The sequence below is a fragment of the uncultured Barnesiella sp. genome (assembly GCF_946496565.1).
Classification (GTDB): domain Bacteria; phylum Bacteroidota; class Bacteroidia; order Bacteroidales; family Barnesiellaceae; genus Barnesiella; species Barnesiella merdigallinarum.
Genome location: NZ_CAMMHD010000006.1, coordinates 88,179 through 103,656, shown reverse-complemented (window position 1 = coordinate 103,656; position 15,478 = coordinate 88,179). Strand labels below are relative to the sequence as shown.

General features: G+C 51.9%; 17 protein-coding genes. 7 read left to right on the top strand and 10 right to left on the bottom strand.

Annotation, left to right across the window (positions count from 1 at the left end; genetic code table 11):
- Positions 1–59: 59 nt before the first annotated feature.
- The 6 genes from Q1K76_RS04815 to rpsA all read right to left on the bottom strand — a co-directional run bounded on the left by Q1K76_RS04815 (position 60) and on the right by rpsA (position 5,989).
- On the bottom strand, positions 60–605 hold the full coding sequence (locus Q1K76_RS04815; protein WP_300131439.1) for a TetR/AcrR family transcriptional regulator: 546 nt from the start codon (positions 603–605) through the stop codon (positions 60–62).
- Between the two features lie 169 nt (positions 606–774).
- Positions 775–1,965: a formate-dependent phosphoribosylglycinamide formyltransferase gene (purT, locus tag Q1K76_RS04810; RefSeq protein ID WP_300131436.1), complete on the bottom strand. Its 1,191-nt coding sequence runs from the start codon at positions 1,963–1,965 to the stop codon at positions 775–777.
- Positions 1,966–2,407: 442 nt separating this feature from the next.
- Positions 2,408–2,602: a CDGSH iron-sulfur domain-containing protein gene (locus Q1K76_RS04805; RefSeq protein ID WP_087409737.1), complete on the bottom strand. Its 195-nt coding sequence runs from the start codon at positions 2,600–2,602 to the stop codon at positions 2,408–2,410.
- Between the two features lie 140 nt (positions 2,603–2,742).
- Positions 2,743–2,943, bottom strand: a complete 201-nt coding sequence (locus Q1K76_RS04800; protein WP_087409310.1) for a winged helix-turn-helix domain-containing protein — start codon at positions 2,941–2,943, stop codon at positions 2,743–2,745.
- 175 nt (positions 2,944–3,118) lie between these two features.
- Entirely contained in the window at positions 3,119–4,039 is a 921-nt protein-coding gene (locus Q1K76_RS04795; protein WP_300131432.1) for a ribonuclease Z, read from the bottom strand.
- A 147-nt stretch (positions 4,040–4,186) separates the two neighbouring features.
- Complete coding sequence (gene rpsA, locus Q1K76_RS04790) at positions 4,187–5,989, bottom strand: 30S ribosomal protein S1 (RefSeq protein WP_087409308.1); 1,803 nt, start codon at positions 5,987–5,989, stop codon at positions 4,187–4,189.
- 221 nt (positions 5,990–6,210) lie between these two features.
- On the opposite strand from rpsA, the gene Q1K76_RS04785 reads away from it, so the two are divergent.
- On the top strand, positions 6,211–7,191 hold the full coding sequence (locus Q1K76_RS04785) for an acyltransferase family protein (RefSeq protein WP_298663103.1): 981 nt from the start codon (positions 6,211–6,213) through the stop codon (positions 7,189–7,191).
- A 1-nt stretch (position 7,192) separates the two neighbouring features.
- Here Q1K76_RS04785 and Q1K76_RS04780 read toward each other — a convergent pair whose 3' ends face one another.
- Complete coding sequence (locus Q1K76_RS04780) at positions 7,193–7,636, bottom strand: nucleoside deaminase (protein WP_298663117.1); 444 nt, start codon at positions 7,634–7,636, stop codon at positions 7,193–7,195.
- A gap of 91 nt (positions 7,637–7,727) precedes the next feature.
- Complete coding sequence (locus tag Q1K76_RS04775; protein ID WP_087409306.1) at positions 7,728–8,432, bottom strand: SIMPL domain-containing protein; 705 nt, start codon at positions 8,430–8,432, stop codon at positions 7,728–7,730.
- A gap of 173 nt (positions 8,433–8,605) precedes the next feature.
- Between Q1K76_RS04775 and Q1K76_RS04770 the strand changes: the two genes are divergently transcribed.
- Positions 8,606–8,974: a YraN family protein gene (locus tag Q1K76_RS04770; RefSeq protein WP_087409305.1), complete on the top strand. Its 369-nt coding sequence runs from the start codon at positions 8,606–8,608 to the stop codon at positions 8,972–8,974.
- 18 nt (positions 8,975–8,992) lie between these two features.
- Positions 8,993–9,745, top strand: coding sequence for a biotin--[acetyl-CoA-carboxylase] ligase (locus tag Q1K76_RS04765; RefSeq protein WP_300131427.1), 753 nt, complete (start codon positions 8,993–8,995; stop codon positions 9,743–9,745).
- On the opposite strand, the gene Q1K76_RS04760 is transcribed toward Q1K76_RS04765, so the two are convergent.
- Positions 9,731–10,618 (bottom strand): hypothetical protein, encoded by an 888-nt coding sequence (locus Q1K76_RS04760; protein WP_300131424.1) that lies wholly within the window; start codon positions 10,616–10,618, stop codon positions 9,731–9,733. The two genes, Q1K76_RS04765 and Q1K76_RS04760, sit on opposite strands and share 15 nt — an antisense overlap.
- Positions 10,619–10,806: 188 nt before the next feature.
- Here Q1K76_RS04760 and pyrH point away from each other — a divergent pair, with 188 nt between their 5' ends.
- The 4 genes from pyrH to Q1K76_RS04740 all read left to right on the top strand — a co-directional run bounded on the left by pyrH (position 10,807) and on the right by Q1K76_RS04740 (position 13,932).
- The gene (gene pyrH / locus Q1K76_RS04755; protein ID WP_300131421.1) at positions 10,807–11,517 is read left to right on the top strand and encodes a UMP kinase; all 711 of its coding nucleotides are present in this window, start codon (positions 10,807–10,809) and stop codon (positions 11,515–11,517) included.
- A 79-nt stretch (positions 11,518–11,596) separates the two neighbouring features.
- Complete coding sequence (gene frr, locus Q1K76_RS04750) at positions 11,597–12,157, top strand: ribosome recycling factor (protein ID WP_300131418.1); 561 nt, start codon at positions 11,597–11,599, stop codon at positions 12,155–12,157.
- Between the two features lie 118 nt (positions 12,158–12,275).
- Positions 12,276–13,208 carry a ribosome small subunit-dependent GTPase A gene (gene rsgA, locus Q1K76_RS04745; RefSeq protein WP_300131415.1) on the top strand — a complete coding sequence of 311 codons (933 nt, stop codon included), beginning with the start codon at positions 12,276–12,278 and terminating at the stop codon, positions 13,206–13,208.
- Positions 13,209–13,266: 58 nt separating this feature from the next.
- Positions 13,267–13,932 carry a C40 family peptidase gene (locus tag Q1K76_RS04740; RefSeq protein ID WP_300131412.1) on the top strand — a complete coding sequence of 222 codons (666 nt, stop codon included), beginning with the start codon at positions 13,267–13,269 and terminating at the stop codon, positions 13,930–13,932.
- Between the two features lie 14 nt (positions 13,933–13,946).
- Here the strand turns inward: Q1K76_RS04740 and Q1K76_RS04735 are convergent, their stop codons facing one another.
- Positions 13,947–15,455, bottom strand: coding sequence for a lytic transglycosylase domain-containing protein (locus Q1K76_RS04735; protein WP_300131409.1), 1,509 nt, complete (start codon positions 15,453–15,455; stop codon positions 13,947–13,949).
- Between the last annotated feature and the right edge of the window lie 23 nt (positions 15,456–15,478).

The following is a 15,478-nucleotide window of genomic DNA, read 5'->3' as shown; positions in this document are numbered from 1 at the left end:
ACTTATTAGCAAGTAAGTTTACAACGTAAAAAAATTCTATTCACAAATTCCGATTTTTCTCACAGATTCAGCATACCCTCTTGTATCGACTCATACACCCGATGACCGAGCACTTTGCTCATTTGCAAAGCCGACAACATGGTCGAGTGAACCATACAGGCCTTAATGGCTGGAGGCTCTTGAAAAGAAAACTCTCCCGCTTGCTGCCCGGCTTCCAACAACCGAGTAAGCCAATCTAGTATCAACTCTACCAACTCCTGCAACTTTTGCTGCATCTTCTCGGGCAGCGTATCGAAAGATGGAGCCAAAGCCCCTACAATACAAACCCAATGATTGGACACGAAACCATCGTGCATATGGATATAATTGTAATATTGCTCCCGATAGGTCAAGCCTCCCCAACCAGCCACCAACTGCCTGAATGCCGAAATATTACGTCGAATAATCTCTTCGCCCAAATCGCCTTTGGAAGGGAAATAGTAGTGTATGGCCGCATTCTTTATACCCAAGGTCTTGGATATGTCGGAATAGCTGAACGCATTATACCCCATAGAGCGTATAAACTCACTTCCCAAACGTACTATCGCATCTTTTGTCGTGGTCATGGCACAAAGATAAAAAATTCTACTTAGTAGTAAGTATATATTCCTCAAAAAAAATTCTCTCCATGATAAAAAAACAGGTTCCAAATATACAGAAAGTATATTCAGAACCTAAAAACTTACCCAACTCTAACCACAGGCATAAAACGCTCTCGGTATAAATAGCAGAGTTTTATCGGGGCAGAACTTTTATCTGCAGTTTCTTGTAGGCACGGTCGGCTTTGGCGCGAGCCTCCTCTACGGTATCGGCGATAGCCAGAATCACACCCAGACGGCGGTGGCCCACCACTTCGGGTTTACCGAAGATACGTATCTGCACACCCTCTTCGGCGAGTACCTGGTCGAGATTGCCGAATACCACCTTGTCGGTATCGCCTTCGACCACAATGGCACGCGAGGCCGAGGGACCGTAGAAGCGAATGCCGGGAACGGGCAGGCCCAACACGGCGCGGGCATGCAGGGCAAACTGCGAGAGGTCTTGCGAAATCATCGTCACCATACCGGTGTCGTGCGGACGGGGCGATACCTCGCTGAAGAGCACGTCGTCGCCCTTGATGAACAACTCGACCCCGAAGATACCGTAACCGCCCAGGGCGTCGGTAATCTTGCGGGCAATCTCCTGAGCTCGTTCCAGTGCCTTCGGCGACATGGCTTGCGGTTGCCACGACTCCCGATAGTCGCCATCGACCTGTATGTGGCCGACGGGTTTGAGGAAGGTAGTCCCGGCCGAGTGACGCACGGTGAGCTGGGTAATCTCGTAGTCGAACTTCACGAAACCTTCGACAATCACCCGACCGGCTCCGGCACGGCCACCCTCCTGGGCATAGTGCCAGGCATGGTCTATGTCATCGGCGGTACGTACGACACTCTGTCCGTGACCCGACGAACTCATAATGGGCTTCACCACGCAAGGCATGCCAATCTCTTGCACGGCAGCTTCGAACTCTTCGCGAGTCGAGGCAAACCGATAGGGCGAGGTGGGTAAACCCAGTTGCTCGGCAGCCAGGCGGCGTATGCCTTCACGATTCATCGTCAGGTAAGCAGCCGTAGCCGTAGGGGTAACCGAGTAGCCCTCTTTCTCGAGAGCCACCAACGTATCGGTAGCAATAGCCTCTACCTCGGGGATAATGTAATCGGGGCGCTCCTCCTCGATCACTTCGCGCAGTTTCTTACCGTCGAGCATCGACAGCACGTGGCTGCGATGAGCTATCTGCATGGCCGGTGCATTGGCATATTTATCCAAGGCAACCACCTCTACACCATAGCGTTGCAACTCGATTGCAACCTCTTTTCCTAACTCTCCGCTTCCGCAGAGCAATGCTTTTTTACCGACAGGGGTCAGTACCGTTCCAATTTCTACCATAATCTATTATGCTGTTGTATGTTTTTCTTTACAAAGATAGTGAAAGGTGAGAGGAGAAGCAAACCGAAATAAAATTTCGAGTTTGATTATCCCGAACCGCATCCTATCTTCTTCAAAGATAACGAAAGGTGAGAGTAGAGACAAACCGAAAACACAGTTTTCAAGGTTTGGCTATACCGAGCCGCCCCCTATCTTCTTCAAAGATAGCGAAAGGTGAGAGTAGTGACAAACCGAAAACACAGTTTTCGAGGTTTGGCTATACCGAGCCGCTCCCTATCTTCTTCAAAGATAGTGAAAGGTGAGCGCTGAGGCAAATGAAAACCACGGGTTTTCATTTGGGCTCGGGTCGAACCCGGTCTACCCCTCTGCACTATCCATAAAAAATGCCGGCCTCTCCCTGATGAAGGATGAGGTCGGCCTCGGCCGGAAGAACCGGCAACGGCTATTTCTTGGCGTGGGAACCGTCGCAAAACGGCTGGTTGGCCGACTTGCCGCAACGGCACATGAAGGCTCGCTGCTTTACGACCATACTGCCATCGGAAAACTGGATGCGCACATGCCCGCCAATACGCAGCGGGCCACACTCGATTACTCTCACGACCACCTCGGGTTTTATCGGTACAAGGGCTTCTTTCATAGCTGTTCGTTTTTTAGTTTCTTGCTTACTAAACAGCCGATGACGCCCTTTTGTTTATTCTACCGCCCCGGTCAACAACAATCGAGGGCACGGGAAAAATCCCGTGCCCTCGATTTATAACTTCCGTACTGCGTCTTCTATTAGAGCAATACAACTTCTACGTCAGCTTCTGTTTCGCTGATGCTCACTTTACCTTCGCGAGCCAACCAGCCCAGGGCGGCATAAATTTCTTTTTCTTTCAGTTTAGTCGCTTTCTTCAGACCTTTTACAGTCAGTTTACCCGACTCATGCAAAGCATTCCAAACTTGGCCTGCCCATGTTCCAATAACTTCTACGTTCATTCTTTTTTACGTTTAAATTAAACAACTTGAAAACACATTGTTTTAATCCGATGCAAAGTTAATACATTTTTTCTTTATTTTTAATACTCAATGTATTTTTTATGCTTTTCTTGCCAATTCTCCAAGAAAATCGATATTGGAATAACAATTTCATCCTCACTTTTGTTTATGCGGCTCATCGGCCCAAAACAATCTTCATTCCTTCCCGGGCCAGGGTGCAGGGGGTAAACTCCTGGCTGGCTTCGTCGCAAAGGGGCTGCTCATCTTCGTACCGAGCCGAAAAATGGCCCAGCACCAACTGTTTGACCGATGCAGCCCGGGCAATACGAGCGGCCTGACGAGCTGTCGAATGGCAGGTAAGGCGAGCCAACTCCTCGGCATCGTCGCCAAACGTAGCTTCGTGATAGAGGCAATCGGCCCCTTCAATCAAAGGAATGAGGGCTTCGTTGTAGGCCGTGTCGGAACAATAGGCATAGCGTAGCGGCGGGTCGGCCGGGGTGGTGAGTCGGTCATTGGGTATGGTCTGCCCGTCGGGGGTCGTGTAGTCGGCACCGGCCTTGATTTCGGCTCTCCGGTAGACGGGTATGTCGTAGAACTTCACCATATCGCCCCGCAGATGAAGCTGCCCCGGCTTCTCCTCGAAAAGGAAGCCCGAGCAGGGCACCCGGTGAATCAACGGCAAGGAGCGTACCCGTATCGAACGATCTTCGTAGATTACCTCCGAACAATTGGGCACGACGGGTTCGAACCGCACGGCAAAGGGCAATTCCCGGCAAAAGATGTCGAGTTGCGGACGGAAAACCGCCTCGGCCTGCGGGTGGGCATGAATCACCAGCTCGCCCGTGCGCCCCAGCAACGACAGGGTCGAAATCAGGCCGATAAGCCCGAAACAGTGGTCGCCGTGCAGATGACTCAGGAAGATGTGCCCCAGCCGGGTAAACTTCAGGTGCATGCGGCGAAACTGGATTTGCGCCCCCTCGCCGCAATCGATCATAAACAGATTGTCACGCAGATTGAGCACCTGAGTACTCGGGTAGTGACGCAAGGTAGGCAAGGCCGAGCCGCATCCCAAAACATTGATTTCAAATTTTCCCATAACTTCTGACGGTATACAATATCTACAAAGATAACCCTTTTCGAGCAGATACGTTACTTCAGACAATACGATACCCCGATAAAAAGATAGGCCGGCAAAATTGCCGGCCTATCGGTATAGAGTCATTTGTCGATTACTTCACAACGATTATTTGTTGTTTTTGTCCTCGGCTTCGAGTTTCTCTTTCAGAGCAGCCAGAGCGTCGATGTCGCCCAGCGTCGTCTTCTCAACTTGCGGAGTTACAATCGTATCCTCGGCCTTAGCAGCTTTCTTGGCAGCTTTCTTGGCAGCCGATTCTTTCTTGGCCTCAGCCTTAGCCTCATCTTCGAAGATACGGCTGTGCGAGAGGATGATACGTTTGGCGTCTTTGTTGAACTCGATAACCTTGAAGGGGAGTTTCTCCTCGAGTTGAGCTTGCGTACCGTCTTGTTTTACCAGGTGTTTGGGAGTAGCGAAACCTTCTACACCGTAAGGCAATGCGATAACGGCACCCTTGTCGAGCATCTCGACGATTGTACCCTCGTGGATAGAATCAACGGTAAAGATGTTCTCGAATACGTCCCAAGGATTCTCCTCGAGTTGTTTGTGACCGAGGCTGAGACGACGGTTCTCCTTGTCGATTTCGAGCACTTGAACTTCGATGTCGGCACCGATCTGAGTGAACTCCGAGGGGTGTTTGATTTTCTTCGTCCAAGAGAGGTCCGAAATGTGGATAAGACCGTCTACGCCCTCTTCGAGTTCAACAAATACACCGAAGTTGGTGAAGTTGCGAACTTTGGCGTGGTGACGCGAACCAACGGCATATTTCTCTTCGATATTTTCCCAGGGATCGGGTTTGAGTTGTTTGATACCCAGCGACATTTTGCGCTCTTCGCGGTCGAGCGTAAGGATTACGGCCTCTACCTCGTCGCCCACTTTCATGAAGTCTTGAGCGCTACGCAGGTGTTGCGACCACGACATTTCCGAAACGTGGATAAGACCCTCTACACCCGGAGCGATTTCGACGAATGCACCGTAATCGGCCATCACAACGACTTTGCCTTTTACTTTGTCGCCTACTTTCAGGTTGGGATCGAGAGCATCCCAGGGATGCGGTTGCAGTTGTTTCAAGCCCAGAGCGATACGTTTCTTCTCGTCGTCGAAGTCGAGGATAACGACGTTGAGTTTCTGGTCGAGCGAAACCACCTCTTCGGGGTGCGAAACACGGCCCCAAGAGAGGTCGGTGATGTGAATCAGACCGTCTACGCCGCCCAGGTCGATGAATACACCATACGAGGTAATGTTCTTGACGGTACCCTCGAGAACCTGACCTTTTTCGAGTTTGGCGATGATCTCTTTCTTCTGTTGCTCGAGCTCGGCCTCGATGAGAGCCTTGTGCGAAACAACCACGTTCTTGAATTCTTGATTGATTTTAACCACCTTGAATTCCATCGTTTTACCTACGAATACATCGTAGTCGCGGATGGGTTTCACGTCGATTTGAGAACCGGGCAAGAATGCTTCGATGCCAAATACATCGACAATCATACCGCCCTTGGTACGACATTTGATATAACCCTTGATGATTTCGTCGTTTTCGAGAGCCGAGTTAACCCGATCCCAAGAACGGGTAGCGCGGGCTTTCTTGTGCGACAGAACCAATTGTCCTTTCTTGTCTTCTTGATTTTCGATATAAACCTCTACTTTGTCTCCCACTTTCAAATCGGGATTGTAGCGGAATTCGCTCATCGGAATGATACCATCCGATTTGTAACCGATGTTTACGACTACCTCGCGCTTGTTCAGGGCGATAACCGTACCTTCGATTACCTCTTTGTCTTTAACGGTGTTCAGCGATTGGTCATAAGTTTTTACCAATTCGTCGTGGCTTTTGTCGCCATACACTTCGCCATTTTCATAGGCGTCCCAGTCGAAATTTTCTACCGGGCCATTTTTCAGTTCTTCACTCATGTTGTTTAAATAATTGATTTTTTGATTACTAAGTTAGACATTATATGGTCTGTTAAAATCGGTGCGAAGATACGAAATCTTTTTTTCTCTGCAAACTATTTCGATAATAATCACTTACAATCATCCCTGGTAAAAATCGAAAGCCAGCCGACAAACGAGAAAAACATACAATAAATACAGATTTTTTTTGTTTTATAAAAAAAGACTGTTACTACCCCCACATGAAACAAAAAATTACATGGCTCCAGATACTGCAAGGATGGAGCATGCTGCTGGTCGTCGTCGGGCACATCACGCTCACCGGAACCTTTGAGAATCCCGAGACCCCGGTAAGCGCAGCCATCGAAACAATTATTTACAGTTTCCACATGCCCCTGTTCATGTTTATATCGGGCTTCCTTTTCTATTATACCAAAATAAGCCGCAATATCGCTTATAAAAATGTAGTTATCGATAAGCTCAAACGATTAGGTATTCCGTTTCTCTTCTTCACGCTGTTCACATTTGCAGTGAAATTTGCATTTGCCCCGTTTATGAAACGCCCTGTGGAGTTGTCAATTTCGCAGTTTGTCAACAGTTTCCTGTATCCGGGGAGCAATCCCTTAAGCGAAATGTGGTTTGTCGCAACTCTCTTTATTATCATGCTTACCTACCCTCTCTTGAAATATATGATTACAAGTCCCTTCAAGATTGGAATACTCTTATTGGGGTGTATCGCACTGAATCTATTTTTTCCTGCCGATATTGAGTTGCTCTGCCTCTCCAATGTGGCTTATATGCTGATTTTCTTTTGTCTGGGGATACTCTTTTGTCAATTTCACCTGCACCAATACCTGAGCACACCTTGGATATTCATCGTGCTATTGGCTCTATTCTGTGCCTTTACGCTTATTCCGGGATGCCCCAGGCTGCTACTAAATCTCTCGGGCATACTCGCTTCAACCTCTTTAGCTCTTAATCTGGCACCTTTGACACCTCGGCTGTTTGCTTCGTTCAGAGATTATACATTCCAAATCTTTTTACTGGGTATCTTCCCGCAAATAGCCATTCGAATCGTATACACGAAAATCCCCCATTCCGAGGTCTCCTATTGGACTCTCTATCTGGCCAGCATTCTCATAGGTATCTATCTCCCGGTACTCGTTGCCAAAATCATCAAGAAAATACCTTCCCCGCTCATACACCGTTGCTTCGGTCTGTAACCTACCTCCGCCGTTTGAAAAAGCTCTTCATCAAGGCGGCGCACTCGTCGGCCAGAATACCAGACTCGACGCGGGTTTTGGGGTGCAGGGCTTCGGGAGCAAAGCGGCGGTAACCCCGCTTGTCGTCGCCGGCCCCGAAGACGACACGCGACAACTGCGACCATCCGATAGCCCCGGCACACATTACACAAGGCTCCAGGGTAACGTAGAGGGTACAGTCGGTCAGATACTTGCCCCCCAACGAAGCGGCCGCCGAGGTGATGGCTTGCATCTCGGCATGAGCCGTCACATCGCCCAGACACTCGGTCAGGTTATGGGCCCGGGCTACTACACGGTTCTTACACACCACTACGGCCCCCACCGGAATTTCGCCAGCCTCGAAAGCCGCCCGGGCCTCCTGCAAGGCCATCCGCATATATCGCTCGTCTTTTTCTTTATCGTCCATCATTCTGTTGCACTTATAAAAAAAGTGGAGAATCCCCGGTCGCTACCGACTCAAGGACTCTCCGCAAAGTTAACGCATAAAACAATTTCAATCAATCTTTCAGGTAATAAACCACCGAGGTCACTACGCGCACGTGTTTTAAATAAGGTGTATTGGCATCGCGATCCTCGATAGAGAACTGCCCCTGATAGGCCGAAGAGATTTTGCCCAGCTTGCTGTCCGAATCCTTGGCAAACTTCTCGGCGGCGATACGGGCATTCTGGGTGGCCTCGGCAATCATCTCGGGTTTCAATTCGTTCAACTTGGTAAAGAGGAACTGCGTGTTGTACTGGTAGTCGCCCGACACGATGGCTACCCCCTGCTCCAGCAGAGAGGCCTGTTTCACAATGAGCTCGCGCACCTTGTCGACCTGATTCGACGAAACGGTGATAACCGAGGTGACGTTGTAGCGATACGGATTATTGAGGTTGCTATATCGGTCGGCCTGCATGTCGACGATGCTGGGAGGGGCCACCGAAATTTCGTTCTCGCCAATACCATTCGATTTCAAGAAATCGATCACGATTTTGTTCTTGGCATTCACCGCCCGGTATATCGAGCTCAAATCGTTGCCCAACTCCTTATATACCAGCGGCCAGATGACCCGATCGGCCGGGACTTCCCGCTCCGAAAGGCCTTTCACCGAGACCGTTCGCACAGCCTCTTTCGACTTGACGATGCCACTCTCGATACGCTGGCCCAACAAAAACAGGCCCAAGGCTACAATGATAGCCGGTACAATCCACTTGTTTTTCATATCTCTTCTATTCTTACGGATTACATACTCCTGCACAAATATATAACTATTATTGAATAATTGAATAGATAACGCTTAAAAACCATTTTCCCCCTATTCTCTTTCACTTTATCTGCACTCCGGCTTCCGATTCCCGCCGAATCTTCGTATATTCGCTACCCAATCGCAAGCCTATGGCACAACACAACCAATTGGGAAAGACCGGCGAAGAACGGGCGGCCGAATACCTCATCTCAAAGGGGTACATCATTCGCGACATCAACTGGCGCAGCGGGAAGATGGAGCTCGACCTGGTGGCCTATCGCGACACGACCCTCGTCGTAGTCGAGGTGAAGACCCGCAGCAGTCTCGACTTTCTACGCCCCGAAGAGGCGGTGACCCTGCGCAAAATCAAGAATATCGTGCGGGCTACCGATGCTTACATACGCCTGTTCAATATCCCGTTCGAGGTGCGATTCGACATCATCACCCTTGTGGGCAATAACGACAGCTTCGAAATCGAGCATATCGAAGATGCCTTTCTCGCCCCTCTTAACTGTTAACATTCATCTGCAAACGCAATGGAAACCAAAGAGATAATTTTCACCAAAGACCACCTGGTCGAAACCGCTTCGACCAACACCTATCTGCAACAACTCGATACCGACCGGCACTTGCCCGAGGGCCATATCGTCTACACCGATACCCAACGGGCCGGACGTGGACAACGGGGCAACTCGTGGGAATCGGAACCGGGCAAGAACCTTACCTTCAGCCTGCTGCTGCGCCCCGAACACATCCCGGCCAACCAACAGTTTCTGCTCTCGCAGGCCGTTTCGCTGGCCATGACCGACCTGCTCGGCCGCTATGCCACAGGCTTCTCCATCAAATGGCCCAACGACATCTACTGGGAGGACAAGAAGATAGCCGGCATCCTCATCGAAAATGTATTGAGCGGCACCACTTTTGCCCGCTCCATCGTGGGCATAGGACTCAACATCAACCAAGCAACTTTCGTGAGCGATGCTCCCAACCCCGTTTCGCTGTTCCAGATTACGGGTCATACCTACGACATCGAGGCGGTTCTCGACCAGTTTGTCGATGCTTTCCGCACCCGCTACCTGCAAACATTCGACATCGGCTCGGTCCAGGCGCTGCGCGAAGAGTATGCCGCCACCCTCTACCGCAACGACGGAGTGTATCCCTATTGCAGCGAGGGCGAAACCTTTTATGCTTCGATTACAGGGGTAGAACCCGACGGCCACCTGATACTCACGACCGATACGGGCGAAGAGCGGCGCTTTGCCTTCAAAGAGGTATCATTCCTGCTTTAACCGCCAGAGCAGCGGTTTCACAATGCCGCTGAGCTGGGGCAGCTCGTCGGTCAGCCCGTCCAGCCGGGCCAGTTGGTCATTCAAATAGCGGTTGCTGCGAGTCTGGGCAGCCGTTGTAAAGTAGCGGCGGGCCGCAGCAATATCGGCAGCGAGCACCTCGCGCTTGGCCTCGCGATAGTACGAGGCCTGCACCGGTGGCTGCCCCACCTCCTCGAGATAACGGGTATCTATCGAATCGAGTCGTTCCTGCCCCTTGACGGCATAGTAGCTACCCAGAAAAAGATTGGCATCGAAGTCGAGCGAGTCGATTTGCAGAATCGACTTCTGCACCTCGACAGCGGCCTCGCTGTCGCCGGCCAGCAGCAGGGCGTTGGCCTTCGACTTCAGGTAGTTGACCTGACGGGGCATCACCTCCAGCAATTCATCGGCAATAGCCAGCGTGTGAGCGGCATCGTGCCGGAACTCGTAATAGCCCAACAGATAATTATTCGCGACACGTGTGAACCACGGCTGCTCGCTCTTGACCAGCAGCAGCACCTGCTCATACACGCCGGTCTGCCCGATGGCCCGGGAGCACACATCGATGCCCGTAAAGAGCGAATCGAGCGAGAGCCCCTGCATCTCGGACCGCACCACATATTGCATGATAGCCGCCGAGTCGTTGATCATGGCCGAAGCAACCACCGCATCGACATAGGTTTTCACCCGACCGGGTCGACGCTCGAGCAGCGTGTCGTACATGGCAAGGGCATCGCGCCACTCGGCATTCACAAAATGGTCGTCGGCCTTCCGCAACACGGTGCGATACGGCAGTTCGCCCCACATCGGCAAAAGAGTGGCACAAAACAGAAACAGACCTATTACCCGCCTCATATTCATACGCTTAATCGGAGATATTATCACTGGACAAATATACGCATTCGGCAGCGGAATATCGGTAAAGAAGTGGCTAAAAAAACGAAACTGCCATTTTTCTCACAGAATTTGCGACCCAAAAGTCAGAGAATAATAAAAATTCACTATTTTTGAAAACCAATAAAACTGACAAACACAGAGTGGTTATGAGCAATCGTTACAAAAGAATACTCCTGAAACTGAGCGGCGAATCGCTCATGGGTGAAAAACAATATGGCATCGACGAAAAACGGGTAACCGAGTATGCCTCGCAAATCAAAGAGATTGCCGGGATGGGTATCGAAATCGGTATCGTCATCGGCGGCGGCAACATATTCCGCGGATTGAGCGGAACGACCCAAGGGGTCGACCGGGTGAAAGGCGACCAGATGGGCATGTTGGCCACTGTCATCAACAGCCTGGCCTTGAGTTCGGCGCTCGAGAAGGTAGGCCAAAAGGCCCGGGTATTCACGGCCATCAACATGTTCCCCATCGGCGAGCATTACAGCAAGTGGAAAGCCATCGAGGCCATGCAGAAGGGCGAAATCGCCATTATCTCGTGCGGAACGGGCAACCCCTTCTTCACCACCGACACCGGTTCGGCCCTGCGCGGTATCGAAATCGAAGCCGACGTGATGCTCAAGGGTACCCGCGTCGACGGCATCTACACGGCCGACCCCGAGAAAGCCCCCACCGCCGTGAAGTTCGACAAGATCAGCTACGACGAAATCTACACCCGCGGCCTGAAGGTAATGGACCTCACCGCCACCACCCTCTGCAAAGAGAACCACCTGCCCATCATCGTATTCGACATGGATACCGTGGGCAACCTGAAAAAGGTATTGTCGGGCGAGAACATCGGCACCCTGGTATATTAACCGGCCCGCTTGGTCATTCTCGAAAAAAAGAGTACATTTGTTCACAAAACTATTAGAAACTTTTCAACCCTACTTTATTATGGACGACGTAAAAACATATCTCAACACGGCCGAAGAAAAAATGTCTATGGCTATCGAATTCCTCGACGAGGCTCTGGCTCACATCCGGGCCGGTAAAGCAAACCCGCGGATTCTCGACGGCATACGGGTCGACTACTACGGCAGCCAGGCCCCGCTCTCGAATGTAGCCAACATTTCGGTGCCCGACGCCCGCACCATCGTCATCACCCCGTGGGAAAAATCGATGTTCCGGGTTATCGAAAAAGCCATTCTCGACTCCGAGCTGGGCATCACCCCCGAGAACAACGGCGAAATTATCCGGCTCTCCATTCCCCCGTTGACCGAGGAACGACGCAAAGCGCTCGTGAAACAGTCGAAACAAGAGGCCGAAAATGCCAAAGTGAGCGTACGTAACGCCCGCCGCGATGTAATCGACGCCTTGAAAAAGGCCCAGAAAGAGGGCATGTCGGAAGATGTAGCCAAAGACGGCGAAACTTCGGCCCAGAAACTGCACGACAAATACATGAAGAAGATCGACGACATCTTCGCCGAGAAAGAGAAAGAGATTCTCACCGTATAACAACACCCACGTGTTGGCCGTACAAGAGGTGAGCCGGGTCGAAAAACCACAGGCTCACCTCCTTTTTATTTCCATTTCCAAAACTTTCTGCTACATTTGTAACCTAAAAACCGATTACGTGGAAGGGCTTGTCATCAAAAATACGGGTAGCTGGTATATCGTGCGCACCGATGCGGGCGAGTCGATACCGTGCAAAATCAAGGGGAATTTCCGATTGAAGGGAATACGCAGTACCAACCCGGTATCGGTGGGCGACCGGGTCGACATCGAGATGAACCCCGACCATACCGCCTTCATCACCCGCATACACGAGCGGAAGAACTACATCATACGCCGGGCCTCCAACCTGTCGAAAGAGTCGCACATCATCGCCGCCAACATCGACCTGGCCCTGCTTGTGGTCACCGTCAACTCGCCCCTCACCTCGACCACCTTCATCGACCGCTTTCTGGCCACGGCCGAGGCCTACCGCATACCCGTGCACATCGTCATCAACAAGTGCGACACCTTCACCCCCGACGACCGGGAGTATGCCGAGGCACTCTGCCACCTCTACCGCTCCATCGGCTACGAGTGCCGCTGCGTGTCGGCCGCCACGGGCGAGGGGTTCGACTTCATCACCGACTCGCTCAAAGATCGCATCACCCTGCTATCGGGCAACTCGGGGGTGGGGAAATCGACCATCATCAGCCGCATCCTGCCCGGTGTCGAAATCAGAATCGGTGCCGTATCGACCGCCCACCACAAGGGCATGCACACGACCACCTTCTCCGAGATGTACCCGCTGCCTCAAGGGGGATACCTCATCGACACCCCGGGCATCAAGGGGTTCGGCACCATCGACTTCAACCCAAGCGAGGTGGCTCACTTCTTCCCCGAGATATTCGAGATTTCGCGGGGATGCCGCTTCAGCGACTGCACCCACCGGCACGAACCCGGCTGTGCGGTGTTGAAGGCTCTCGAAAATCACGAGATAAGCGAATCGAGATACGCCAGCTACCTGAGCATCATCGACGATAGTTCCGACGGGAAATACCGAGAAGCCTTTTGACAACCCGCATCCATCCCGACTCAGGCGACCGGCCTATCGCTCAAAAACAAGAAAGATTATGAAGAGGATTTGTATTACTTATCGTCACGCAGCCATCGTATTTCTGACCGCAACTTGTCTTCTGTCGGCCGGAGCTGCTCCTAAAAAAAGCCGTACCGCTGCAACCCCTCGCGATACCAATACCGCCGTAAACATACCCGACTCGCTGATGAAGCCACTGTCGGTACCTCTGCCTCAAACTCTGGTCGACAAACAAATCGACAGCCTCATCGTCTATGCCCGCAAATATACCGGCACCCCCTACCGCCGGGGTGGAAAGGGACCCAATCGATTCGACTGCTCGGGATTCATGCAATATGTCTTCAACCACTTTTCCTACCCGCTCAACGCCAGTTCGGCTTCGCAGTTTCTGCAGGGCATCTCGGTAGCCGACGAACAGATACGCCGGGGCGACCTGGTATTTTTCAAGGGGAGTAACAGCCGCCGGGCAAGGGTGGGACACGTAGGACTGGTAACCGAAGTCTACCCCGACGGGCGATTCAAGTTCATACATGCCTCTACCTCGCAGGGTATACGCGAGGATTGGAGCTCGTCGCCCTATTATGCAAAACGGTACATGGGAGCCCGCCGTATCTACTTTGCTCAAATAGACCAAAGTCTCATCCTCGATGCCATTATCGACCTCGAGGAGATCGACGACGATACCCCTTTCGATGGAGATTGAATAATCGGTCCTGATCAGGCTGCCGGAATCTTCAGCCGCTGTCCCGGCCGGATGGCATTGCCTTTCAGATTGTTTTCGCGCTTAATGTCTTCGGCCGAAATGCCTTTATACTTTTGGGAGATGGTCCACAGACTTTCGCCTTTGCGCACCGTGTGATACTTCGACGCCGAAGAACCGCTTTTACTTTTGGCCGACGAAGCTGCTACAGCCGTACTGCTGCTCTTCTTCGCCCCCTTGCTGCTCACGGCCAATCGCTGCCCGATACGCAGATAGGAGCTCTTGCTCAGGTTGTTCCAGGCCCGCAGATTGCTCACCGATACGCCATACTTCTGAGCTATCTTCGAGAGAGTCTCACCCTTGCGCACCTTGTGATAGACCATCGTGCCGGGGGCAATACCGGCCGGCTCGACCGAAGTGCGCTGCGCATACAGCTCGGCATCATGGGCAAAAATATCGTCCTGTGCCTCGATATAGGCATAGACCTGCTGCGAAGGCAAGATGAGTGCATAGGGGCGAATGTTGCCCGGGATAATGTCGCGGCGGTACTGGGGATTGAGGCTGCGAATCTCCTCGATCGGGATTTGCAGCACATCGGATATTTGCTTGAGGTGCACCCGGCGAGTCACCTGCACCGTATCGGTCAGGAGGGGCCGACGTGTAAGCACGGGACAAATATTGTGGTCGTTGTAATAGTTCATCACATAGTTGACGGCAATGAAGGCCGGCACGTATCCCCTCGTCTCGCGAGGCAGGTAAGGATAAATCTCCCAATAGTCGGTCTTGCCGCCCGAGCGACGGATGGCCTTGCTCACATTGCCGGGGCCGCAGTTGTACGAGGCTATAGCCAATGCCCAGTCGTGATAGATGCCGTAGAGGTCTTTGAGGTAGCGGGCCGCCATGGCCGACGACTTGATGGGATCGCGGCGCTCGTCGACCAGGCTGTTCACCTCGAGTCCCATGCTCTTGCCGGTCTTCACCATGAACTGCCACAAGCCGGCGGCACCCGCACGCGAAGTGGCATCGGGTCGCAGTGCCGACTCGATGATGGGCAGATATTTCAGTTCGAGCGGGAGCCCTTCACGCTCGAGAGCCTCCTCGAAGATAGGCATGTAGTAGGTACTCAGACCCAGCAGGTTCTCCACCAGGGCACGACGTCGTTGCACATACATGTCGATATAGCGACGCACCACGCTGTTGTAGGGCATCTCGATAACCGTGGGCAGTTGCGACAGCTTGCGGATATAGACCGAGTCGGGATAATCGATATTCACGCTGTTTTCCAGGCACGAATTGTCGACCACGGCATACTGCTGCATGTACCAGTTGATCAGCAGTGTATTCAAATCGGCCTCCATACTCTCGGGATACACTTCGGTACTGTCAGAGACCAATATCTCCATCGAGTCGGGCAAGGCCACCTCGGTCGTATCCAACTCGATATACTCCTCGTCGAGCTCCACCCCCTGGGCGAAGCTACACAACGAAAGCCCCAAACCTGCTAAAATAAATCCTATCCTCTTCATTATCCTCTTTCTCTTTATTCCAA